The sequence below is a fragment of the Arthrobacter sp. NyZ413 genome (genome assembly GCF_049390645.1).
Lineage (GTDB): Bacteria > Actinomycetota > Actinomycetes > Actinomycetales > Micrococcaceae > Arthrobacter.
On record NZ_CP155434.1, the window covers coordinates 449,408 to 471,384 of the forward strand.

Here is a 21,977-nt window from a genome sequence, read left to right on the forward strand (position 1 = left end):
CCGGAACGGTGCCGGCTCGCCCGAAAGGTCCGGCGAACGGGCACCGTTCCGGCGATTTCGACCGGGAGCTACGAGTAGTAACGCCCCAGGGTTTCGGCCTTGAACTCGAAGAAATCCCCTGACTCGATGGCCAAGCGGGCGTCGTCCACCATCTTCACCACGAAGCGTTCGTTGTGGATGGAAATGAGCGTGGCCGAGACCATCTCGTGGGCTTTGTACAAGTGGTGGATGTATGCCCGTGAATAGTTGGCGCAGGCGTAGCAATCGCAGCCATCCTGCAGGGGACCGAAGTCGGACTTGTAGCGCGCTCCGGAGAGGTTGAACCGGCCTGAGGGTGTGTAGAACGCGGAGTTTCGGGCCACCCGGGTGGGGGAGACGCAGTCGAAGGTGTCGGCCCCGTTTTCGATGGCTGTGAAGATGTCGTCCGGCTCGGAGATGCCCAGGAGGTGCCGGGGCTTGTTTTCGGGGAGTTCTTCGTTGCACCAGCGCACGATCGTGCCGAGGTTCTCCTTCTCCAGCGCCCCGCCGATGCCGAACCCGTCGAACGGCATCCCGCCGAGGTCGCGGCAGGCTTTGCGGCGCAAGTCCTCGTACTGGGCGCCTTGGATGACCCCGAAAAGGGCCTGGTACGGCTTCCCCACGCGGGACGCGGTCAAGCGTTCATGCTCTGTGACGCAACGCTCGGCCCAGCGTCGCGTCCGCTCGAGGGATTCCTCTTGGTAGCCGCGCGAGTTTTGCAGCGTGGTCAATTCGTCGAAGGCGAACATGATGTCCGCTCCGATCTGGTGCTGCACCTGCATGGAGATTTCCGGCGAAAACCGGTGACGGTCGCCGTTGAGGTGCGATTTGAACCAGACCCCCTCCTCGTCCACGTGCGCGAGGCGCTCCTTGCCGGGTGCCACGGCGTCGTCCGGTCCGGAGGTGTCCACCGATGTCATGTCGATGACCTTCTTGAAGCCCGAGCCGAGGCTCATCACTTGGAACCCGCCGGAATCGGTGAAGGTGGGGCCGTCCCAGTTCATGAACGCGCCGAGTCCGCCCGCCGCGTCCAGGATTTCGGGTCCGGGCTGCAGGTACAAGTGGTAGGCGTTCGCCAGCAGGGCTTGCGCGCCGAGTTCCTTCATGGATTCGGGCAGCACGGCCTTGACGGTCGCTTTGGTCCCGACGGCGATGAACGCAGGCGTCTGGATGATGCCGTGCGGCGTGTTGATGGTTCCCGTGCGGCCGAGGAAGTCGCCGCCGTTGGCATCCACGAGCGCGGACGACGACGGACACGTTTCAGCGAGCCGCGTCCCCACCTCGAAGGAAAACCCTGCCGATGGAAGGCCGGCATCGGGGCGGGGCGGCACGGAATCGTAAGGGCTGGAGTCGGGCGTGATCGTATCGGCTGGCACCGTTACAGTCTGCCAGCCCTAAAGCCCGGATCCAGCCCTAAAGCCCGGATCGTCAGTGCGAAGGCACCTCCGCGGGATAGTTCTCGGCTTTCCAGCTGTCCCAGTGGCCGCGGATGGATTCCAAGTCCGCGGCACCGAGGTCGTAGGTCGTAGCGATCACCATCGTGCCGCCGTCGGGCCTTTTCTCCGGAATGACGGGCTGGTCCGCCACGATCAGGAGCCCGTCGCCGTGTTCCGCGTAGCTATGCACCGTGAGGCCCACTTGGTGGTTGCTCCGGCACCAGACCTTGCCGGAAATCGTCTCGCCGGTTGCCAGGGTCAACGAGTATTCCTCCCCAGGAGCCGGCAGTTCCGACAGGCCCAGCTTTTGGATTCCCGAGCCTCCGGGCGACCCGGGCAGGGAAACGAAGTGGGTGCGCCGGTGGCCGTGCGGATGGTGTTCAAGGGTGAACCGGAGCTGGTGGAGGAATGTCAGCCAGCCTTGCGTGATGTCCTCGTCCCAGGCGGCCCATTCGGAATCGTGGTCCAGGGCGGCACGAGTCACCCGGACTTCCGTGCCCCCGCTGACGGGGGTGAGTTCGAAAACGTCGCCTCCGTTGACGGTGAGGCTTGTATGGTCGGGGCCTTCGACCACGTCGTTGCTGAAGTAGATTTGGTTGATTTCGTCGCCCAGTTCATCGGTTTCCCAACCGTGCCATTGGGCCACGAGCGACGGTTCGCGCAGCATCGTCCAAACTTGCTGCGCGTCTGCATTAATCACAACGCTCAGATTGTTCGTCATGGGCACGAATCTACCGCCGTTGGGACGGGCAGGACAGAGCTATCCGCGGACTGCCTCGAGTTCGTTGTGGATCCGGTTGTCGAGTTCCTCAAGGCTGATGGTGTCCGAACCGCCGTGCGAGCGCAGGAACATGAGGGCTTCCAGCCGGAGGAGGCGCCATTCGCGTTCGGCGTCGCGGTTGCCGTTGTCGATGGAGCGGAAGATTTCCTTGTCGTAGAGGTTCGGTTCGTTCAGCCCGCGTTGACGGACTTTCGCGGCAATCCGGGCCTTGAACGGATCGGTCTCGAGTCCTTCGGGTGCCCGCAGGAGCTGGTCGTAGACTTCGCCGCGATCGGTCTGGCCGAGTTCCCGGCAGATCAAGCTGGAGAGCGCGAGCGACCGTTCCACGGACATCCACCGGTCGCGGTTCCCGTCGAACGGGAGGACGTTGAGGATGTCGGCGAGGGCCAGGGCGTTTTCCGGGTCCCGCAACTCGATGAAGAGGTCGTGCGCGAGGTCGCTGAGGTCCCGTAGGCAACTGCCGGATTTCGTGTTGATTCCCTTGACGAGCCTTTCGCTCAGCACCGCCACGCCGTTGCGTCCCGGGTGGGCCGTGGCCGCCGCCGCGACGAGGTTCTCGGGCGTATTGCCGGGTTCGGGAATGAGGGCAAGCTGCTCGGCGGTGGGCCCTGCGGACGGGCTGACTGTCGGCGCCGCCGCGGGCAGCGGTGGTACGACGACGGCGGGAACCGGCTCGGCGGAGTCGTCGTCGTCGGGGGTACCGTCGTCGTCCGCCGGTTCGTCGTCTAAGACCGGATTCAAAGGAACAACGGCCGCATCCCCGACCGGCACAATGGACCCGACCCCGATCCGCACGCTCGCGCCGTCCACCGTGGTCGCGACGACGAGGGCGGGCACGTCGAAATCGTCGTGTTCGAACTCGATGTGCGCGATTTCCTCTGCCGGTCCCTCACCGGGAAGGTACAGGAAGTCCCCGATTTGCAGGGCCCCAGCCTGCATTTCACGGTATTGCTGGTGGGCTGGGCTGTGAGTCATCGGAAATCCTTTGGTTCTCTTGGGGTCCGCCCAACAGTCTATGCAACCCCGTGCCGCAAGTGGGGGATGCCGACGCCCCTATTGCCCTATTGCCCGACGCCGGCGAACGCCAGGGCTTGCCGTACCAGGTTGCCGCGACCGCCGGTGAATTCCTGCTGGACGTCATCGCTGAGGATTTCCTGCGGGGTCATCCAGGTCAGCTCAAGGGCGTCTTGGCGAGGATCGCACTCGCCCGTCACGGGAATGACGTAGACGAGGGACACGGCGTGTTGGCGGTCGTCGGTGAAGCCGGTCTGCGACGGTGCCGGGAAGTACTCTGCCACCGTGAACGGCACGGGGCTGACCGGGAGTTGGGGGAAGGCCAAGGGACCAAGGTCTTTTTCCATGTGGCGCAACAAGGCCGCGCGGATTGTTTCGCGGTAGAGCACCCGACCCGAGACGAAGGAGCGAACCATGCTGCCGTCGGCGTCGCCTTGCAGCAGCGTACCTACCTCGTTGACGAAACCGAGCGGATCCAGTCGGACGGGAACGGCTTCAACGTAGACCATGGGGAGTCGGCCACGGGCTTCGAAGAGATCTTCGTCGGAAAGCCAGCCGGAGTAGGGGTCGGGGGTTCGCACATTCATGGTTAAGTTCTACCGCATCCGTTGCGGTTCCACGCCTTTGGTGGCTGTATCTGAGCGAGCGTCCGTGGAATGGCCGTTAGGGCTGAGCGGGCGTCGGGCGGGGGAGAGCCACGCTGATGCTCGCGCCTCCCGGTGCCGGGACTGTGAGCGACCCGCCGCTCCGGGCAGCGGTGAGGCCCGCGGCGGCGAGCCGGACCTCGAGCGCCGCGGGGTCGCCGTCGTACTCGAAAGCGAGGGGACCGGAGGAGGTGCTGCCGGACTGGCGCACCTGGAGGATGCCGCCGTTCTTGCACGTGAAGTCCGCCGCACCGGGGGACATGTTCCGTGCTCGCGCCCCGATGTTGCGCATGTCCCCTGCGGCTTGCGGCACATCCGGGGCAAGCCAGGTCCCGACGACGGCGAGCGCCGGATCCGCGTCAGGGCTCGTAGTGCGGCTGGTCGCCTTGTCCGCGAGGAACGTGAAGCCGTCGTGTGCGGTGATGCGGACGGCTTGGCCGAGGTCGGCATCTATCAGCTCGGCGCGGGTTCCGTCGGCCACGGTGCGCCGGGCGAACTCGGCCAGGTCGCCGACCTCGACGCCGAAAACAGTGCCGCCGGGCGATCCTGTGGGGGAATGGTGGAGCGCGACCCTGCCCGAACCGGCGTCGAACTCCATCCAGCCGGCCTGGTTTTGGACGCATACGAGGCCGAGGGCTTCGAGGACGTGTTTCCAGGCGGAGGCATCGGCGGTGAAAAGGATGGGGCGCACGCGCAGCATGGAACCTCCGGCGGTCAGAGAGGGACTTTTGTCCCAGCCTAGCGGGAGCCAGAATGGGGCCATGGCTGTTGAACTCGAAGAATTGATCGTCAAGGACGCGGCGGAATGGCGGACGTGGCTCGAAAAGAACGGCGCCGATAGTCCGGGCGTGTGGCTAGTGCTGCACAAGAAGGGCGGCAATGTCACCGAGCTGGACTACGCGGCCGCCTTGGATGAGTGCTTGTGCTTCGGGTGGATCGACGGCCAGGGCCGGAGGCGCGACGACGAAAGCGTCTTCCAACGCATGACCCGCCGCGGTCCGAGGAGTCCTTGGTCCAAGCGGAACGTCGGGCACATCGCCCGCTTGGAAGCGGAAGGCAGGATGACCCCGGCAGGACGGGCCGCCGTCGAGAGTGCCAAGGCGGACGGTCGATGGGAGGCCGCCTATGTTGGCCAGGCGGATGCCGAGGTTCCGGCGGACCTTGCCGCGGCGATTGCTGCTGATCCGGATGCCCAAGCGATGTTCGACGTATTGACGTCGGTCAATCGATATGCCCTGATCTACCGCACGAATTCGGTGAAAAGGCCGGAGACACGGGCCAAGAAGATTGCGGGTTTCGTGGAGATGCTGGCCCGTCAGGAAACGCCGCATCCGCAGAAGAAGAAGCCGTCTGTGGAGGGATAGTGTGCCTATTCAGGCTTCTCCCGGGACAACGCGACGATCCAGTCAGGAGTCGTTTCGCCGAGCCGCTGGTCTAGCGTGATCCTCGCCTTGGCTGCGGCGATCTGGACCCTGTGGTCCTCCGGGGCAGGAGGGCCTGGCGGACCGGGCGGCTGCGGCGGTTGGACGGTCCGCGGTCCCGGAGCCGCCGCAGCTGCCGCGAGCGCGTCTTCGGTCCCGACCCTGAGGAGGGCGAGTTCCTCGTGGCTCGCAAGTTCGCTCCGGCCAAGGAGGTCAATGGCCCTTTGGCCCATTTCGGCCTCGGAGCGGCTGCGGGACAGGGAAGCATCCAGGGCCCATTGGGCGCGGCGCCACCATTCGGACCTGTTGTCCGACCTCGCCTTTTGCCGCAGTGTCAGGAGTCCGACGGTCGCCGCGACGATGGCAGCGACGAGGACCGCCAAGGGGCTGAGCGCGCTCACGATTTGCCACCACTCCGGAGGCGCGGCCACCACGGTGACAGGCATTGGACTCGGCACAGGGTTCACGGAATAAGAGTAGGCCTCATTGGATCCGCGCCGCGGCTTCCAACACCATCCACGCCTGCAGTTGCGTTGAGAGTTCGACGGCGGTGCCCGGCGGATACGTTTCGGTGGCCGGCCGCTGTGGTTCCGTCGAGAAAACGGTCCACCCGCCGTCGTCGTTCCGGCCGGTCCACAGCGCCTCGGCGGTCCCGAAGACCAACTGCCTGGCGGTGTCCCGGGAGGGCTCGGGAAGGCGTGGGTCTGCGGCCGCGAGCGCGAGGTAGCGGACGAGGATCCCGGTGAAGAGGCCGCGGTCGCCCGTTCCTTCCCCGCGGAGGACATGTCCATCGTCCGCCAAATGGGCGGTGATCGACGCGATCAGCGCGGCCGCCCGGTCCAGGTTCGCGTCGCCGCCCAGTTCCAGCAAGGCGCCAAGCACCGGTCCTTGGTTATAGGTGTAGATCTCCGGGGCGATCGCAAGCTTGCCGGCATGCAGGCGGGCGCCGTCGAGGTACAGCCCGCTGCCGGGATCAATGAGTGTCGCGTTGAGCCAATCCAGCAATCCTTGCGCCCGTTCTGGGTTTCCGGTCCGGGCGAAGTGCAAAGCTACCGGCGCTGTGGCGGGGGTGTTCTTGAAGTCGCGCGCGGTGCTCCAGAAGGTTCCTCCGCCGAGGTCGTCCGTGGAGGCGGATTCGAATTGCGGGGAGAGGATTTCCTGGATGCGGGCGTTGCGCCGGCGGCCTGCTTTGCCCGACTTCGCGGCGAGGGCGTCCAGGCGGAGCACGGCGAGGGCGAGCCAGGCCATGTCGTCGTAGTAGCTGTTGACGTAGCGCAAGCCGTTGCGGAGCCGGATGCTGGTGACCAGGCGCGAAGCGAGGCGCCCCGCGCTCGGCCGGCTGCCGCCGTCGAACGCTGCACCGGAGGCGAGTTCGCGCACGCCAGCGTCTACGAGGCAATCGACGTAATGCGCTTGCCACCAATAGTTCCAGGGCGCGAACGGCGAAGGAAACGGCCGGAGCGGCGCGGCAATGTGCGTTCCTGGTAGCCAGAGGAGGCGGCGCCCGAAATGCCGGGTGACGGAACGGGCAGCCTGGTTGGCGTGTGCCGCCCAGTCCGGATTTCCGGAGGCGCCTGGAGGGACTTCGGGGCCGGCCATGCTGCTAGCCTACCGTGCACAATCGATGTGTTTCAGTTAACATGCATTAACGGATTTGGTTCCACGCTGAGTACGCAGTTCCGCATCAAGGAGGATGGATGGACATCAAAGGCACAGTGGCACTGATTACTGGAGGGGCTTCCGGTCTCGGTGCCGCCACGGCCAGGAGATTGCTCGACGCCGGTGCCTCCGTGGTGCTGCTCGACCTCCCTTCGTCCCACGGAGAGGCCTTCGCCGCCGAGCTGAATTCCTTGGGAGCCGCCGGGAAAGCGGTGTTCGTCCCGGCCGACGTCACCAACGAGGAACATGTCCAGGACGCCGTTGACGCAGCCGTCGCCATGGGGCCCTTGCGGATCCTGGTCAACTGCGCCGGCATCGCGACCCCGGGCAAGGTGCTCGGAAAGGACGGAGTCCTGCCCTTGGAGGACTTCAACAGGGTCATCCAGATCAACCTCGTGGGGACCTTCAACGTGATCCGCCTCGCGGCAGCGGCCATGATCCAGACTGAGCCGGCAACCACTGAACTGGGGGGAGCGGAACGCGGGGTCATCATCAACACGGCGTCGGTTGCCGCCTTCGACGGCCAGATCGGGCAGCCGGCCTATGCCGCGTCCAAGGGAGCCGTGGCAGCGATGACCCTGCCCCTGGCACGCGAACTGGCGCGCTCGCTGGTGCGGGTAGTGGCCATCGCACCCGGAATCTTCGAAACCCCCATGCTCGCGGGCCTGCCCCAGGAAGCACAGGATTCCCTCGGCCAGCAAGTGCCTCACCCCGCCCGACTCGGCCGCCCCGGCGAATACGCGAACCTCGTGGCGCACATCGTGGAAAACGCCATGCTCAACGGGGAAACCATCCGCCTCGACGGCGCCATCCGGATGGCGCCGAAGTGAGCGCACTGCGTGACTCTTTGGCCGACTCTTTGCCGGGGGCAGATTTCTTCGATTTCGAGTCCCTCCTCAGCGTCCAGGAACAACGCAAGCTCAACGAGCTCCGGGAATTCCTCGCCACGGAGATCGCCCCCTACGCCAAGGATTGGTGGGACAAGGCCGAATTCCCATCGCATATCCTGCCGAAACTCGCCGCGCTTCGCCTGAGCACCCCGACCCACCGTGGGTACAGCAACCTGTTCGCCGGGCTCGTGATCGCCGAGATGACCCGGGTGGACACCTCCATCGCAACGTTCTTCATGGTCCACCACGACCTCTTTGTCGAAGCACTGTACGAGTTCGGCTCCAAGGAGCAGCAGGACCGCTACCTTGACGACGCCTCCAACCTGCGGACCACCGGCGCTTTCGCGCTGACCGAACCTGATCACGGTTCAGATGTGGCCGGCGGCCTCCAGACGGTGGCTCGGCGCGTGGCCGGAGGAGCCGACGACGGAGGCGACCACTGGGTGCTCAACGGCGCCAAGCGCTGGATCGGCAACGGGACGTTCTGCGACCACATGCTTGTCTGGGCCAAGGACGAAGCCAACGGCTTAATCCGGGGGTTCATCGTGGACGCGAGCCTGCCCGGAGTGACCCGGACCAAGATCGAGAACAAGATCGCCCTGCGCACTGTCCAAAACGCCAACATCGTGTTGAAGGACGTGAAGATCGCGGAGTCGGACCGCTTTGCCGGTATCGACAGTTTCACCGACACCAACCACTTGCTGCGCGGCTCCCGGCTCATGGTCGCGTGGCAAAGCGTCGGCCAACAACTGGCAGCGTTCGACGTCGCACGGCAATACGCGCTCGAACGGACGCAGTTCGGCCGTCCCCTGGCGAAATTCCAGCTCATCCAGCAGCAACTGGTGGACATGCTCGGAAACGCCGTGGCCAGCATGGGCATGATGGTGCGGATCGCCCAGTTGCAGGAAGACTTGTACACGGACAGCAACGGCGTGCGGCACAGGGGTGCCAACATGGCCCAAGTGGCACTGGCCAAGTCCTATTGCAGCGCCCGCATGCGCGAGACCGTAGCGATGGGCAGGTCCATCCTGGGCGGAAACGGGATCGTGACCGACTACAGGATGGCCAAGATCTTCGCCGACTCCGAGGCGATCTACACCTACGAAGGCTCCTACGAAATCAACTCGCTCATCGTCGGCCGGGCCGTGACGGGGGTTTCGGCGATCGTTTAACCGGCTCCCGAACTACACGATCCGCCCGACCGGCAGCTTCTCCCCGGCCTCAACCGCAACGTCGATCGAATTGCCCGCTACCGGCATGGGGCATGTGCCGTACGGGGTGAAGGCGCTGGGGTAGTTGATGGCACGGTTGAAATCGAGCACTACCGAGCCATCCTGCCGGGGCCGAGCCAGACCAAGTTTGCGCCATTCGTCCGTGGTGTTGCCGTTGGTCTCGTCGTGGAATGTGACGTTGAGGGCGCCGAGCTTCTCGGCCTCAGCATGCAGCCGGACCTCGTGGGGGAGCCCCGGAACGCGGAAGACTACTTCGCCCACGGATCGGTGAACGCCGTCCACCAAGGGATTGGCGGTCCCGATCGGTACATCTACAGGCTCGGGGTAGGCCTCGAAACGGCCCTCCAGCACCCAGTCCGGGTTGTACTCGTAGGTGGGAACGGCGTCGAACTCCGCCAGCACTGCCGAGCCGTTGTCCCTCGTGCGGATGGCATATTTGTCCGCGCGCATGGCGAGTTCAACCACCACCTGCGTGCCGTCCGCACCACCGAATTGCACCCACATGAGCGATTCCTCGTCCTGGAGGGTGGCCGAAATCGTGCCATCCACGGGAGCCCCGGTGCCCACGAGCGTGAGCCCGGCCGCCGCGCTCGCGGTGAGCGTCGCCGTCGTGCCGTCTGTTGACCAGAGCCCCGGGACGAGTTCGACGGCGGCGGGTTCCGATTCGAGCCACTGGAAGGAAGTGAGCGTCAGCCAGCCATGGTCGGCTGCGAGTGCGGAGTTGCGTCCGTTGCGGAAGCGCTCCCAGCGTTCCACCTGGGCCTTGGGTGCGGGGGCTGTTGTGCTCATGGTTCCTCCAAGTCGGGGCGTCAATATCTGAGACAGATTGCCACCATCGGAATGGCTGTGGGTAGGATTTTCTTGGAAATATTAGTAAGCAGGCTCACAGTATCCAGCGCAGTGTACGGGCCACTCCAACGCCAGAAGGTATTTTTCATGGTTCACACTGCACATCTGAGCACCGACCTCGCCGCGGAACTGCGGGCCGACGTCCGCCGGGTCTCCACGCTGTTGGGGGAGTCCCTGGTCCGCCAACACGGGCCCGAGCTGCTGCGCCTCGTGGAGCAGGTCCGCTTGCTCACCAAGGAGTCGAAGGAAGCCGCCCGCGGCGGTGCCGACGCCACCGGACCGTGGAGCGCGCACGACGTCGTCGCCCAGGTCCGCGAGTTGCTCGCCTCCCTGCCGCTTGAGGAAGCGACGGAACTGGTCCGCGCCTTCGCTTTCTACTTCCACCTCGCGAATGCCGCCGAGCAAGTGCACCGCGTCCGCGGATTGCGCACCCGCCAGGAAAAGGACGGCTGGCTGGCCAAGGCAGTTGCCGAAATCGCGGACGAAGCCGGAACCACTGCCCTCCAGGACGTCGTGAACGAGCTCGACGTCCGCCCCATCTTCACCGCGCACCCCACCGAGGCATCGCGCCGCTCGGTGTTGGACAAGATCCGCAAGCTGTCCGACGTCCTGGCCGAAACCACGGTGGAAGGCACGTCAGCCCGCCGTCGGCAGGACCGCCAGCTTTCCGAGATCATCGACCAGATGTGGCAGACGGATGAGCTCCGCCAGGTCCGTCCCACACCGGTTGACGAGGCCCGCAACGCCATCTACTACCTGAGCAGCATCCTCACCGATGCCATGCCCGAAATGCTCACGGACCTTTCCGAGCTCCTCGGTGAACGCGGAGTGGTCCTGCCCGCGCACAACGCCCCTGTCCGCTTCGGTTCGTGGATCGGTGGAGACCGGGACGGCAACCCGAACGTCACGGCATCCGTCACGCGCGAAATCCTGCAGTTGCAGAACCAGCATGCCGTGCGGATCAGCATCGCAATGATCGACGAACTCATCTCCGTCCTCTCCAACTCGACGGCCTTGGTGTCGGCAGAGCAGGAGCTCCTGGACTCGATCGACGTCGACCTCAAGAACCTCCCCGGCTTGGACAAGCGCATCCTGGAGCTCAACGCCCAGGAGCCGTACCGCCTCAAGCTGACCTGCATCAAGGCCAAGCTCATCAACACGGGCCGGCGCGTGTCCGCCGCCAAGCACCACGAACCCGGCCGCGACTACGCCTCCACTTCGGACCTGTTGGCTGAACTGGATTTGTTGGAAGACTCGCTGCGCAAGCACTCCGCCGTGCTGGTGGCCGACGGCGCCCTGTCGCGAGTCCGCCGCGCGATCGCGTCATTCGGGCTGCACCTGGCCACCCTCGACATCCGCGAGCACGCCGACTACCACCACGACGCCGTCGGGCAGCTGGTCGACCGGATCGGCGCCGGCACTCCCTACGGTGAGTTGAGCCGCGAGGCGCGCTTCGAGCTCCTGGGCAGGGAACTGGCCTCGCGCCGTCCGCTGTCCGGCCACCCCATCAAGCTCGACGGCGACGGCGACCGTACGTACGACGTCTTCCGTTCCATCCGCCACGCCCTCCAGACCTACGGCCCGGACGTCGTCGAAACCTACATCATCTCCATGACGCGCGGCGCGGACGACGTTCTGGCCGCCGCTGTCCTGGCGCGCGAAGCCGGACTGATCGACTTGTTCGGCGCGGCCCCCTACGCCAAGATCGGTTTCGCGCCGCTCCTGGAAACCGTTGAGGAACTGCGCGCTTCGGCCGAAATCGTGGACCTGCTGCTCTCCGACCCCTCCTACCGGGAACTGGTGCGGCTGCGCGGCGACGTTCAGGAAATCATGCTCGGTTACTCGGACTCCAACAAGGAATCCGGCGTCATGACCAGCCAATGGGAAATCCACAAGACCCAGCGCAAGCTGCGTGACGTCGCTGCCAAGCACGGCGTGAGCGTCCGCTTGTTCCACGGCCGCGGTGGTTCCGTGGGCCGAGGCGGCGGACCCACCTACGACGCCATCATGGCCCAGCCCAACGGCGTGCTCGAAGGCGCCATCAAGTTCACGGAGCAGGGCGAAGTCATCTCGGACAAGTACTCCCTTCCGGAGCTCGCACGCGAGAACCTCGAGCTTTCCCTCGCTGCCGTGATGCAGGGTTCCGCCCTGCACCGGGCGCCGCGGACGTCCGACGACGAGCGCGAACGCTACGGACAGGTCATGGAGATCATCTCCGACGCCGCGTTCGCCCAGTACCGCTCGTTGATCGACGATCCCGACCTCCCCGCGTACTTCCTTACGTCGACTCCGGTGGAGCAGCTCGGATCGTTGAACATCGGCTCCAGGCCGTCCAAGCGCCCGGATTCCGGCGCCGGTCTTGGTGGCCTCCGCGCCATTCCGTGGGTTTTCGGTTGGACGCAGTCGCGGCAGATCGTTCCCGGCTGGTTCGGCGTGGGCTCGGGCCTGAAGGCCGCGCGCGAAGCCGGCAACACGGCCGAACTGGTCGAAATGATGGAGAAGTGGCACTTCTTCCAGTCCGTGATTTCCAATGTGGAGATGACCCTGGCCAAGACGGACATGGACATCGCCGGGCACTACGTGTCCTCCTTGGTCCCCGAGGAGCTGCACCGCTTGTTCAAGGCGATCCGTGCCGAGTACGAGCTCACCGTTGCCGAAGTCGAGCTCTTGAGCGGCGAAACCGAGCTCCTCGAAGCCCAGCCGACGCTCAAGCGATCCCTCGAAATCCGCGACCAGTACCTCGACCCCATCAGCTACCTGCAGGTGGAGTTGCTGCGCCGCGTCCGTGAAGCGTCGATTTCCGGCGCGGAGATCGACGAACGGCTCCAGAGGGCCATGCTCATCACCGTCAACGGAGTCGCAGCGGGCCTCCGCAACACGGGGTAGGCCGCAGCGGCGTTAGGGTTGAGGGATGCCTTCGTTTCAGACCAAGTTGAAAATCACCGGCCTGAAACCGGGCAATCCGCCTGAGTCGGTGATGGCCGCAGCGGTGGAGGCCTTGGAAACGCGACACCACGTCGAATCCAACCAGTTGGACATTGTCGGTGGGGTTCCGCAGATCAGCCTCCGTTTCCTCGTCGAGGCACGCGACTACCCGGGCGAGAACAGCGAAGCGCGCCAGTCGGCGGCGATGATGCGCGACGCCGTCGAACGCGTAGCGCTGACCGGGAGCCTATACGTGCTGCGCCGCAGCCGCGGCAAGTGGGCGCCGATCTAGTCGCCAGCGTCCTCGAGAGGCTCGTCGACCGGCTCGTCGACCGGCGAGCGGTTGCCGCGGCGGCGCGTCACGATCACCCCGAGCACGACGCCGATCAGCAAGCCAACGCCGACGCCGATCAGGGAGCTCGCCCAGAACGGAAGCTTCGTGGTGGATCCTGCGAAGTACCCGAGGCCGGCCTGCCATGTCGCCCACAAGACGCCTCCCAAAGCGGCGCACAGGCTGAAACCGCGGGTCGAAACCTCGGCGATTCCCGCCGCGGCCGACGCGGCAAGCCGCCCTCCGGGGACGAATCGCGCGCCGATGATCGCACCGTAGGTGGACGAGCGGCCCGCCTTCGCGATGGTTCGATGGATGCCTTGGTGGACTTTGCGTCCCCAGGCCCATCGGTCCAGCACATGCGAGAGCCGGCGCTTGAAGAGCTGGAAAACCAAGAGGTCGCCCAGGCAGGAAGCCACCGCGGTCATCAAACCCAGCAGCACCAGGTTGACCCGGCCCTCGGCGGCGAGCGCGCCACCCGTGATCACCAACATCTCGGACGGGATGGGCGGAAAGACGGCGTCGCCTATCACCATGGGGAAAATCCACGCGTAGATCGCGGCTCCCCAGCCTTCCGTGGTGGTGGCGTCCATGGCCACAACCTACCCCACTTTTGATGCATTCCCTGCGGCGCCGTGGAAGACTGGCGCCATGCGGCTCGAGATCCTGCAAGGTGACATCACAACGCGCGACGTCGACGCCATAGTCAACGCCGCGAACTCGTCCCTGATGGGCGGCGGCGGAGTCGACGGCGCCATCCATCGAGCGGCCGGTCCGGAGTTGCTCGCAGCGTGCCGGGAGGTGCGCAAAGAGTACCCGGGCGGCTTGCCTGTGGGCCGGGCCGTCGCCACTCCGGGATTCAACTTGCCTTCCCGGTGGGTGATCCACACGGTCGGTCCCAACCGGCACGCGGGACAAACCGATCCCGGACTCCTGGCTTCGTGTTTCCGCGAGAGCCTTGCCGTGGCCGAGTCCCTCGGAGCGCGGTCTGCTGCCTTCCCCGCGATCAGCGCCGGGATCTATGGTTGGGACGCGCGCGAGGTCGCAACAGTAGCGTTCGACGTCGTCCGGAACTTTGGCGCTGACGGTTCCCTCGATTTGGAACTCGTCGAATTTGTCCTGTTCAGTCCCGAAATGACGTCCGTGTTCCGCGACGTTTTCGGGGCCTGACCGGGCCTGGAGCTTAGGCACGGGATTTTTCAAGCACGCTCTTCAGCGTGCCAAGCTGCCCAACCTCCGATTCCATGGTTTTCGCGATCATGGATCCCATGAGCTTCATGAGGCCCTTGGGTTGGAGGTCCAGGGCGAAGCGCAGCGTGGTGGTGCCGTCGTTCTCGTTCAATGTGAATGTTCCGGTGGGACGCGCGGGTCCGGCAATGACGTGGAATTCGATCAGCTTCTCCGGCTCGGCCACAGTGATTTCGTAATCGCCGGCAATCGAACGGCCGCCTGGGCCCGTCATGGTCTGGGAGTACACAGCGCCTTTGGTGCCGGCTTCTCCGCTCGCAAGCGCGACCTCTTGCACCCCTGGACGCCACAGCTTGTTGTTCAATCCATCGGCAAGGAAGGCGTAGACATCGCGTGCGGGGCGGTTGATCGTGACTTCGTTTTCAGCGTGGGCCATGGGGTTCCTTTTCGCGAGACCGAACACCGCCCGTGGGATCCGGGCCGGCACTCAGAGCCTATATGCGCGGCTGGAATGGAGGCCAGGGACGCGCTGGAAGCGTTCAGGCGGCCCGGGCTTCGCTCAATTCGAGGCCACTGCGGTATTCGACCTCGCGCTTGCTGACCGGGTCCATGAACCGGATCCCGCGGGCCAGCAATTGAAGGGGCTTGGAGTAGTCATCCGGTGCCTTGTCCAGGAGATCCGGGTAGAATGCGTCATTCACGATCCCCAGCCCGAGCGACGCCATGTGCACGCGCAGTTGGTGGGTCTTGCCGGTGTGCGGCTCGAGCCGGTACAGCGCGCGGCGACCGCCGGCACCTTCGCCCGGGCCGCCGTCGTGCTTTCCGCTGAAGGTTCGCAGGCGCTCGATGCGGGTCTCCGCGTTGGGTTCGCCGTCGAGCACTTCGGCGAGCAGGTAGCTGCGCGATTTCGTCATCCGGTTGCGGACGACGGCGGGGAACTCGACGGCGGGATAGCCCGCCGCGGGTGCCGCGGCAGAGACGCACTCGTACTCTTTCTGAACCTGCCGCTTTTCGAAAAGGACCTGGTACTTGCCGCGGGTCTCCGGGTTGGTGGAGAGCAAGAGCACCCCGGCGGTCATGCGGTCCAGGCGGTGCATCGGGATGAGGTCGGGCAGATCCAGTTGGTTCCGGAGGCGGACGAGTGCCGATTCCTGGATGTAGGTGCCGCCAGGGGTGGTGGGCAGGAAGTGCGGCTTGTCCACCACAAGGAGATGCTCATCCTGGTGCAGGATGCTGATTTCCACGGGCATCCGCGTTTCGGGCGGGAGCGTGCGGTAGTACCAAATGAAGGTGTGCGCATCGAGGGGAGTGCTGCGATCCAACGGCGCGCCGCCCTCGCCGACAATCTCGCCGGCGTCGAACCGGTCTTCGATACCCCGGGGATCGATGTGGCCCCAGCGGTGCATCATGTAGTCCATCGCGGTGTCCCAGGGCCCCTCGTCCGGGAGCCGCAGACGGGTGGCGTTGACGCCGTCGCGCACTGGGAGGGGGGATTGCATCACCGGTCCATTCTACCGGAGCTGCGCGTCCCGGCCATCCCCGGCCCTGGTTCGAGTCGGCCCTGGTACGTGGCTGCGCTGGTACGTGGCCTGCGCTAGTACGTGGCTGCGTTAGGAAGGATGACGGGTTTGATGGGCGGCTGGTTGAAGTCGAAGTCGTTCACCAGGTCGCCGAGCAGGGGGTTGTCCTCACGGACGCCTGGCCGGGGATCGGGCCGTCCATCCGTGGCCGGGTCAAGGCGTTGCCCGTGGAGGAAGTCGTCTTCGATGAACTTGGCGTAGGCGTCGTGGCTCAGAATCTGGTGGTCGATGTTGCCTTGCTTGGCATAAGGGCTGATGACTATTCCCGGGACCCGGAGGCCGTAACCGTTTTCGTCCACTGTTGGCGGAACAACGTGGTCGTAAAAACCGCCCCAGTCATCCCAGGAAAGGAAGATGGCGGTGCTGCCCCAATCCGGGCTTGCCATGACCGCATTGATCAAGCCGGTGACGTAGGCCTGCCCGGTGCTGATGAGTGCCGGTGGATGTTCGCTGACGGCTCCAGTGGGATCGATCCAGCTCACGGCAGGGAGGGTGCCTTTCTTGGCGGCGTCGTAGAAGTTGCCCAGGGACTGGATGTTACCCAACTGGCCATCTTGCTTCACGGTGTCGAAGTAGGGCAGCGGATTCCAGATCCCGGGTGTTTTCGCGTTCTGGGCCACTGGCGCGCAGGTCATGGCTTCGTCATTTTGGCAGTCGGGTTCGGTGCCGTTGAAGACGTAGTAGGCCCAGGGCACGTTCTGCTTGTGCAGGAGGTAGGTGAGATCGGTCCATGCATAGTCCGGTGGTGCGAGCAGATTGGCGGCAGCCAGAAGTCTTTGTTTGAGGGCTTCGGGGAGGGAAGCCTTATCGATCGCCGCCTGGCAGCTCGCGTAGGAATCGGAGCCTGCGCAGTTCTGCGCGATGAGGGTGTGCAGTTGTGCGGCGAGGTCGGGGGTTATCCCCACCGCGGACAAAGCGTCCTGGCAGTCTTTGGTCTGCAGGCCGGTGCGGCACTTGCCGATGAGGGTGGACTGGATCGAGGCGGTGAAGTCCGGCGGACTACCCGGATTCTGGAGTGCGTTCACGCACGATTGAGGGTCGCCGGCCCGGCTGCACTTCGCCGACCATTCCGAAACCATGTACAGGTGGGCGGGCAGGCTCCAGGACGAGTTGGGCTCGAACATGTGGTCTTGGAGTGTGAAGTCCTTGGCATACGCCCAGTAGTTGGGCAGGTCGCGGGCGTCGTGGTAGCCCATCACGTCGCTTTGGTTGCCGCCGGCGCAGGCAGGGGCGTTCGGAGCGCAGTTCGACGCGGCTTTCTCGGCTTGGGCAATGAAGCCGTCCATCTTTCCACCGTCAATGTCCGCCTTGGCGTTGTTCTGGCTGTGCGGGCCGCCGGAGTTCCGGTCAGCGGGGTCGTAGTACGGCTTCACACAGGAACCATGCGCCGGATCCGGTACGCACACAGCGGGGGAACCGTTCTGCATCGGTATCCCGTCTGCGCCGGGGAACGTGCCGAAGTAGCTGTCGAACGAGCGGTTCTCCTGCATGATGACAATGACATGCTGGATCTTCGAGATGCCCGTATCTGCTGCGGGCCTGCCGGCCGAACCCGAGGACTGGGAGTCGCCGAAACGGACGGCAACGCCCACAAGTGCAACGACTACTGCCATGCACAGCGTGGCTAGAGCCGGGTGACGGACTGCCCAACGCCACGTCCGCGCCTTGCTACGGCTGGGTGCGCGATCGGTTCCGGGCTCGGTGGGCGGAATATTGACCCTCATCATGCACCTCACGGACGGGATAACCGCAGGGTACTCCTTCGCTGACTGCACGGATACCGGCTGTGTTGTCCTTCCAAGCCAACGGACAACTAAAAAGTTCTTGACAAAAAAAGTTGTCGGTAGGCACAATTGAAGCATGTTGGACATCGAAGTGATCGAGGACCCCGCGGCGGCCGAAGCGTCGTTGGACCCGATCCGAACCCGCATCCTGCAGGAGCTCGCCGAGCCCGCTTCCGCCACGCAGTTGTCCACCAAGGTGGGCCTGCCCAGGCAGAAGGTCAACTACCACCTCAAGGCCCTCGAACGGCACGGCCTCGTGGAATTGGTCGAGGAGCGAAGGAAGGGCAACGTCACCGAGCGCGTCCTGCGCGCGACGGCGGCCTCGTACCTGATCTCGCCGGTGGCACTCGCCTCGGTGGCGCCTGATCCGCGCCGTTTCTCGGATCGCTTTTCCGCCTTCTGGCTGCTGGCGCTCGCCGCGAGGACGGTCCAGGAGATGGGCAAGCTGATCGCGGGAGCGGCCGCGGCAAAGAAGAAGCTTGCGAGCTTCGCGATCGACGGCGAAGTCACCTTCCGCTCGGCGTCGGACCGCGCGGCTTTTGCCGAGGAACTCGGCGTCGCGGTGACGCGCCTCGTGGACAAGTACCACGACGGCGGCGCCGACGCGGCGGCGAGCGGCGCACGCGAGCACCGTCTCGTCGTCGTACTCCATCCGGCACTCAAGGAAAACACTCAGCACTCACCAGAAAAGGAACAGGACAATGACTAGCAACCGTGAATTCGAAATCGTGGCGGACACTGAGCTGCCCGGCACCCCGGAGCGGGTATGGCAGGCCATCACGGCGGACACTCCTGCCTGGATGTTCCCCACGGACCAGTGGCCAGCCGTGAAGACTGTAGACGAATACCCGTCCCACTTGGTGTCGCGGATGGAAGGCCCGGACGGCTGGTTCAACCAGTTGGAGCACGTACTCGAGCCGCTCGACGGCGGCCGCGCCAAGCTGCACTACGTCCACAGCGGAATCTTCGCCGACAACTGGGATGAGCAATACGACGGCGCCAGCAAGCACACCGAGTTCTACCTCCACACCTTGGGCCAGTACCTGCGGCATTTCGACGGAATGCCCGTGGTCTTCACGGACATCCAGGGCCCGGCTGCCTCGCAATCGCCGGACGGATTCGTCCAGCTCAAGAAGGCGTTGGGTGTTGACGATGCTGCGCAGGGCGAAACGGTCGAGGTGGAGGTCGACGGCGTCGGACGGCTGAGCGGCGAGGTCGACTTCTCGAACCAGCACTTCCTGGGCCTCCGGACGGCGGATACCCTTTACCGCTTCTTCGGCCGCAACTCCTTCGGCGCTCCGGTGGGAATGACTGTGCATGACTTCAGTGGCCACGGTGACTCCGATGCCACTGCGAAGGCATGGGGCGGATTCCTCGAGAAGATCTACGCCTAGCGACGCGCGATCCGCTCCGCGACGCGCGATCCGCTCCGCGACGCGCGATCCGCTCCGCGACGCGGAAAATGGCCTGGCGACACTGGAATTCCGGTAGCGCCAGGCCATTTCCGCATCCTGGGTCGATTTGTGCGTCGTGGTTATGCCCAGCCGCGGGCGATGGCGTCGATTGCTTCGGAGTAGAAGGCGTCCCAGTCGGTGCCCGGAGCGCCGAGTTCCGCCAGTTGGAGGCTGACCAGGCCATGGACCTGGCCCCAGATGGCGACAGCCACGGTTTCCGCAGGCAAGTCGCGGATGGCGCCGGCGTTTTGCGCCGAGGTGACCGCCTCGATGAGGGGAGCCATCGCGTCCGAGGCGACGGCCGGCGTCGGGCTGCAGTCCACGTAGGCGGCAAGGGTCCCACCGAACATGAGCCGGTACAAAGTCGGATGTTCCAGCGCCCACTCGCGGTATGCGAGTCCGAGGCCGCGAAGCCCGCCTCCGGCCGCGCCGCGTTGCGCGTCGCCGAAGGAGCGGAAGCCGTTGTCCACGACGGCGGTGAGCAGCTGGGACTTTCCGCCGAACAGTGAGTAGACGGCCGTGGTGGACGTCCCGGCTTCTGCGGCTACCTCGCGCAGGGTGACCCGTGCCGGGCCCATGCGGTGGACGAGGTCCGCGGTGGTGTCGAGTAGCCGCTCTTTGAGGGAATCATCGTGCAGTACAGGTCTTGCCATGTCCTCCATTATTTCATAACGTTGTTTTGTAACGACGTTATGAAACCGATTCGAAGCAACAAGACCGATTCGAAGCAACAAGGCAGGGGCAAGTCATGGCGCAGGAAATCTTTCCGGGCCGCTTCACCGCGGATGCTGGACGTGAATCAGTGACCGTCTTCCTCATTGGAATGCGGTCCAACCGTTGGTGGAAGGTGGGGAAGGTGATGCGCGTGGCGTCGGCGATGCCCACCATGCTGCGGCACCTCGCCCAACACCCTGAATCCGGAATGCTGGGCTGCGAGCAGTGGTTCGGGCGCACCACCATGCTCCTGAGCTATTGGGAGAGCCCCGAACATTTGAGGCGTTTCGCCGCGGACAGGGAATCCCCGCACCTGGCATCGTGGCGGAGTTTCATGAAGGAGGTATCAGGCAGCGGCGACATCGGGGTGTGGCACGAGACTTACCAGGTCCCGGCGTCGGGAATCGAAGTGGTCTACAACGGCATGCCGCTGTTCGGCCTCGCCAAGGCGACCTCGCACGTCCCGGTTGGCCCGGGCAGCAACACCGCCAAGCAGCGGATGGGATCGCGTCGGGCAGCAAGCGGGGCTCCGGCGGCCCCGGCGGTTTAGTGACCGTTACGCCACCGCCGCTACTTCCTTCGGGGCCTTGAGGGTCCTCCGGAGCTGGGGCGAAGCGTCAAGCTTGGCCTGGGCGTCCCGCAACGCCAGCACCGCAGTTTCAAGCCGGGCCGGTGGCAGCGTGTACGGGACGCGCATGAAGTGCTCGAAGGCCCCGCCGATCCCGAAGCGGGGGCCGGCCGCGAGCCGCACTCCGAAGTCGGGGGCGATCACGGTCAGGGCAGTGCTGGACGGGGTTGGTAACCTGCACCAGGCAGTAAGGCCGCCGCGGGGACGTTCCACGCGCCACTCGGGCAAGTGCTCGGCCAGGAGTTCCAGCAGGGATTCCCGGTTGCGTCGAAGCTCCGCAAGCCTGGCGTCCAGCGGTTCGGTGAACGCGCGGACCAGTCGCGCGGCGGCCAACTGCTCGACGATCGGCCCGCCCAGGTCCATGGTGGTCCGGGCTTGGATGAAGCGGCTGATGAGTTCTTCGTCCGCGCGGATCCAGCCGGTGCGGAGGCCGGCCCAATGCGACTTGCTGAGCGAGCCGATCGAAACCACGGCGGGACTGAACGCCGCGAGCGGCGAGGTGCTGACGCCGTCGAGGTTGAGTTCCCGGATGGTCTCGTCCACCACCAGGACCGTTCCGGTCCCCGCAGCTTCACGGACCAGCCTTCGGCGCTGGAGATTGGACATGATCCGCCCGGTGGGGTTGTGGAAGTCCGGCACGAGGTAGGCCATGGCCGGCCGCTGATGACGCATGGCCGCCACCATGGCGTCGATATCCCAGCCCGAGGCATGCGGCATCGGAACCGGCACGGCGCGGGAGCCCGACGCGCGGATCGCGTCGAGCGCGTTCGGGTAGCTCGGATGTTCCACGAGGACCTTTTGCTGCCGGCCGGCCAGGGTTTTCAGGATGATGTTCAAGGCATGCTGCGCTCCGGACGTCACCAGGATCTGCGCGGCGGACGTGGGGACTCCGGCTGCCGTATAACGCTCCGCGATCGCTTCGCGGAGGGGAAGGAGCCCCACCGCGTCGTATCCAAAGCCAGGCAGCAGGGCCGGCAGGTCGAGAAGTGCGTCGGCGAAAGCCCGGTGCACCACCTCGCCCGTGGCGGGCAACGACGCGTAGGCGAGGTCCAGGATCCCATCCGGTACCGCCAGCCCCGGCCCGCTGATGGGGGCCGCACGGTGCGGAATGCCTGTCCGGCCTCGGCTGCCTTGGCCGCCCGAGAGGAAACCTTGCTCGCGCAAGCTCGCGTAGGCGGCCGTGACGGTGGTTCGGCTGAGGTCCAGCGCTGCCGCGAGCGACCGCTCGCTGGGCAGCGCGACGTCCAAGGGGATGCGTCCGTCCATGACCAAAAGGCGTACGACGTCGGCAAGCTCGCGGTACGCGGGCGCGGCGCCGGTGTTCCACGGACCAAGGAGGCGTACCAACGCGGTGGGGTTGAGGGAGCCGGGCATAAGACCAGTATTGCAAACTGGCTATGGAAAGCAATGCCAGTTTTCGAAGATCATG

23 protein-coding genes are annotated in these 21,977 nt (G+C 65.2%); 9 read left to right on the top strand and 14 right to left on the bottom strand.

What is annotated here, in order from left to right; all coding sequences use genetic code 11:
- Window positions 1-68: 68 nt before the first annotated feature.
- From tgt to ABCW42_RS02200, 5 genes are all read right to left on the bottom strand, one after another.
- Window positions 69-1,349 carry a tRNA guanosine(34) transglycosylase Tgt gene (tgt, locus tag ABCW42_RS02180; RefSeq protein WP_423184781.1) on the bottom strand — a complete coding sequence of 427 codons (1,281 nt, stop codon included), beginning with the start codon at window positions 1,347-1,349 and terminating at the stop codon, window positions 69-71.
- 97 nt (window positions 1,350-1,446) lie between these two features.
- Window positions 1,447-2,175 (bottom strand): SRPBCC family protein, encoded by a 729-nt coding sequence (locus tag ABCW42_RS02185; protein WP_423183320.1) that lies wholly within the window; start codon window positions 2,173-2,175, stop codon window positions 1,447-1,449.
- A 39-nt stretch (window positions 2,176-2,214) separates the two neighbouring features.
- The gene (locus ABCW42_RS02190; protein WP_423183321.1) at window positions 2,215-3,210 is read right to left on the bottom strand and encodes a DUF6707 family protein; all 996 of its coding nucleotides are present in this window, start codon (window positions 3,208-3,210) and stop codon (window positions 2,215-2,217) included.
- Between the two features lie 86 nt (window positions 3,211-3,296).
- On the bottom strand, window positions 3,297-3,836 hold the full coding sequence (locus ABCW42_RS02195) for an NUDIX hydrolase family protein (RefSeq protein ID WP_133206343.1): 540 nt from the start codon (window positions 3,834-3,836) through the stop codon (window positions 3,297-3,299).
- A 76-nt stretch (window positions 3,837-3,912) separates the two neighbouring features.
- On the bottom strand, window positions 3,913-4,593 hold the full coding sequence (locus ABCW42_RS02200; RefSeq protein ID WP_423183322.1) for a hypothetical protein: 681 nt from the start codon (window positions 4,591-4,593) through the stop codon (window positions 3,913-3,915).
- A 61-nt stretch (window positions 4,594-4,654) separates the two neighbouring features.
- Here ABCW42_RS02200 and ABCW42_RS02205 point away from each other — a divergent pair, with 61 nt between their 5' ends.
- On the top strand, window positions 4,655-5,257 hold the full coding sequence (locus ABCW42_RS02205) for a YdeI/OmpD-associated family protein (RefSeq protein WP_423183323.1): 603 nt from the start codon (window positions 4,655-4,657) through the stop codon (window positions 5,255-5,257).
- Window positions 5,258-5,262: 5 nt separating this feature from the next.
- Here ABCW42_RS02205 and ABCW42_RS02210 read toward each other — a convergent pair whose 3' ends face one another.
- Both ABCW42_RS02210 and ABCW42_RS02215 read right to left on the bottom strand, forming a co-directional pair.
- Window positions 5,263-5,781: a hypothetical protein gene (locus tag ABCW42_RS02210; RefSeq protein WP_423183324.1), complete on the bottom strand. Its 519-nt coding sequence runs from the start codon at window positions 5,779-5,781 to the stop codon at window positions 5,263-5,265.
- Between the two features lie 16 nt (window positions 5,782-5,797).
- Window positions 5,798-6,913, bottom strand: coding sequence for a glycoside hydrolase family 76 protein (locus tag ABCW42_RS02215; RefSeq protein WP_423183325.1), 1,116 nt, complete (start codon window positions 6,911-6,913; stop codon window positions 5,798-5,800).
- 98 nt (window positions 6,914-7,011) lie between these two features.
- Between ABCW42_RS02215 and ABCW42_RS02220 the strand changes: the two genes are divergently transcribed.
- Together ABCW42_RS02220 and ABCW42_RS02225 are read left to right on the top strand one after the other, a co-directional pair.
- Window positions 7,012-7,803, top strand: a complete 792-nt coding sequence (locus ABCW42_RS02220) for a 3-hydroxyacyl-CoA dehydrogenase (RefSeq protein ID WP_423183326.1) — start codon at window positions 7,012-7,014, stop codon at window positions 7,801-7,803.
- A complete protein-coding gene (locus ABCW42_RS02225; protein ID WP_235835721.1) occupies window positions 7,800-9,035 on the top strand; it encodes an acyl-CoA dehydrogenase family protein in 1,236 nt (411 codons plus the stop codon). Before ABCW42_RS02220 ends, ABCW42_RS02225 begins: the two co-directional genes overlap by 4 nt.
- Window positions 9,036-9,047: 12 nt before the next feature.
- On the opposite strand, the gene ABCW42_RS02230 is transcribed toward ABCW42_RS02225, so the two are convergent.
- Window positions 9,048-9,884, bottom strand: coding sequence for a DUF1684 domain-containing protein (locus tag ABCW42_RS02230; protein WP_423183327.1), 837 nt, complete (start codon window positions 9,882-9,884; stop codon window positions 9,048-9,050).
- A 147-nt stretch (window positions 9,885-10,031) separates the two neighbouring features.
- Between ABCW42_RS02230 and ppc the strand changes: the two genes are divergently transcribed.
- Together ppc and ABCW42_RS02240 are read left to right on the top strand one after the other, a co-directional pair.
- Window positions 10,032-12,830 (top strand): phosphoenolpyruvate carboxylase, encoded by a 2,799-nt coding sequence (gene ppc, locus ABCW42_RS02235; RefSeq protein ID WP_423183328.1) that lies wholly within the window; start codon window positions 10,032-10,034, stop codon window positions 12,828-12,830.
- A gap of 25 nt (window positions 12,831-12,855) precedes the next feature.
- Complete coding sequence (locus ABCW42_RS02240; RefSeq protein WP_423183329.1) at window positions 12,856-13,161, top strand: hypothetical protein; 306 nt, start codon at window positions 12,856-12,858, stop codon at window positions 13,159-13,161.
- On the opposite strand, the gene ABCW42_RS02245 is transcribed toward ABCW42_RS02240, so the two are convergent.
- Entirely contained in the window at window positions 13,158-13,793 is a 636-nt protein-coding gene (locus tag ABCW42_RS02245; RefSeq protein ID WP_423183330.1) for a DedA family protein, read from the bottom strand. The two genes, ABCW42_RS02240 and ABCW42_RS02245, sit on opposite strands and share 4 nt — an antisense overlap.
- A gap of 58 nt (window positions 13,794-13,851) precedes the next feature.
- On the opposite strand from ABCW42_RS02245, the gene ABCW42_RS02250 reads away from it, so the two are divergent.
- Window positions 13,852-14,370 (top strand): O-acetyl-ADP-ribose deacetylase, encoded by a 519-nt coding sequence (locus tag ABCW42_RS02250; RefSeq protein WP_423184782.1) that lies wholly within the window; start codon window positions 13,852-13,854, stop codon window positions 14,368-14,370.
- Window positions 14,371-14,383: 13 nt separating this feature from the next.
- Here ABCW42_RS02250 and ABCW42_RS02255 read toward each other — a convergent pair whose 3' ends face one another.
- From ABCW42_RS02255 to ABCW42_RS02265, 3 genes are all read right to left on the bottom strand, one after another.
- Window positions 14,384-14,824, bottom strand: a complete 441-nt coding sequence (locus ABCW42_RS02255; protein WP_423183331.1) for an SRPBCC family protein — start codon at window positions 14,822-14,824, stop codon at window positions 14,384-14,386.
- A gap of 103 nt (window positions 14,825-14,927) precedes the next feature.
- On the bottom strand, window positions 14,928-15,887 hold the full coding sequence (locus ABCW42_RS02260) for an RluA family pseudouridine synthase (protein ID WP_423184783.1): 960 nt from the start codon (window positions 15,885-15,887) through the stop codon (window positions 14,928-14,930).
- Window positions 15,888-15,982: 95 nt separating this feature from the next.
- Entirely contained in the window at window positions 15,983-17,581 is a 1,599-nt protein-coding gene (locus ABCW42_RS02265; RefSeq protein ID WP_423183332.1) for an alkaline phosphatase family protein, read from the bottom strand.
- Window positions 17,582-17,828: 247 nt separating this feature from the next.
- On the opposite strand from ABCW42_RS02265, the gene ABCW42_RS02270 reads away from it, so the two are divergent.
- Together ABCW42_RS02270 and ABCW42_RS02275 are read left to right on the top strand one after the other, a co-directional pair.
- Complete coding sequence (locus ABCW42_RS02270) at window positions 17,829-18,461, top strand: ArsR/SmtB family transcription factor (RefSeq protein WP_423183333.1); 633 nt, start codon at window positions 17,829-17,831, stop codon at window positions 18,459-18,461.
- Complete coding sequence (locus tag ABCW42_RS02275; RefSeq protein ID WP_423183334.1) at window positions 18,454-19,146, top strand: SRPBCC family protein; 693 nt, start codon at window positions 18,454-18,456, stop codon at window positions 19,144-19,146. Before ABCW42_RS02270 ends, ABCW42_RS02275 begins: the two co-directional genes overlap by 8 nt.
- Before the next feature lie 140 nt (window positions 19,147-19,286).
- On the opposite strand, the gene ABCW42_RS02280 is transcribed toward ABCW42_RS02275, so the two are convergent.
- Window positions 19,287-19,859 (bottom strand): TetR/AcrR family transcriptional regulator, encoded by a 573-nt coding sequence (locus ABCW42_RS02280; RefSeq protein ID WP_423183335.1) that lies wholly within the window; start codon window positions 19,857-19,859, stop codon window positions 19,287-19,289.
- 95 nt (window positions 19,860-19,954) lie between these two features.
- Between ABCW42_RS02280 and ABCW42_RS02285 the strand changes: the two genes are divergently transcribed.
- Entirely contained in the window at window positions 19,955-20,470 is a 516-nt protein-coding gene (locus ABCW42_RS02285) for a DUF4188 domain-containing protein (protein ID WP_423183336.1), read from the top strand.
- A gap of 6 nt (window positions 20,471-20,476) precedes the next feature.
- Here ABCW42_RS02285 and ABCW42_RS02290 read toward each other — a convergent pair whose 3' ends face one another.
- A complete protein-coding gene (locus ABCW42_RS02290) occupies window positions 20,477-21,922 on the bottom strand; it encodes a PLP-dependent aminotransferase family protein (RefSeq protein WP_423183337.1) in 1,446 nt (481 codons plus the stop codon).
- Between the last annotated feature and the right edge of the window lie 55 nt (window positions 21,923-21,977).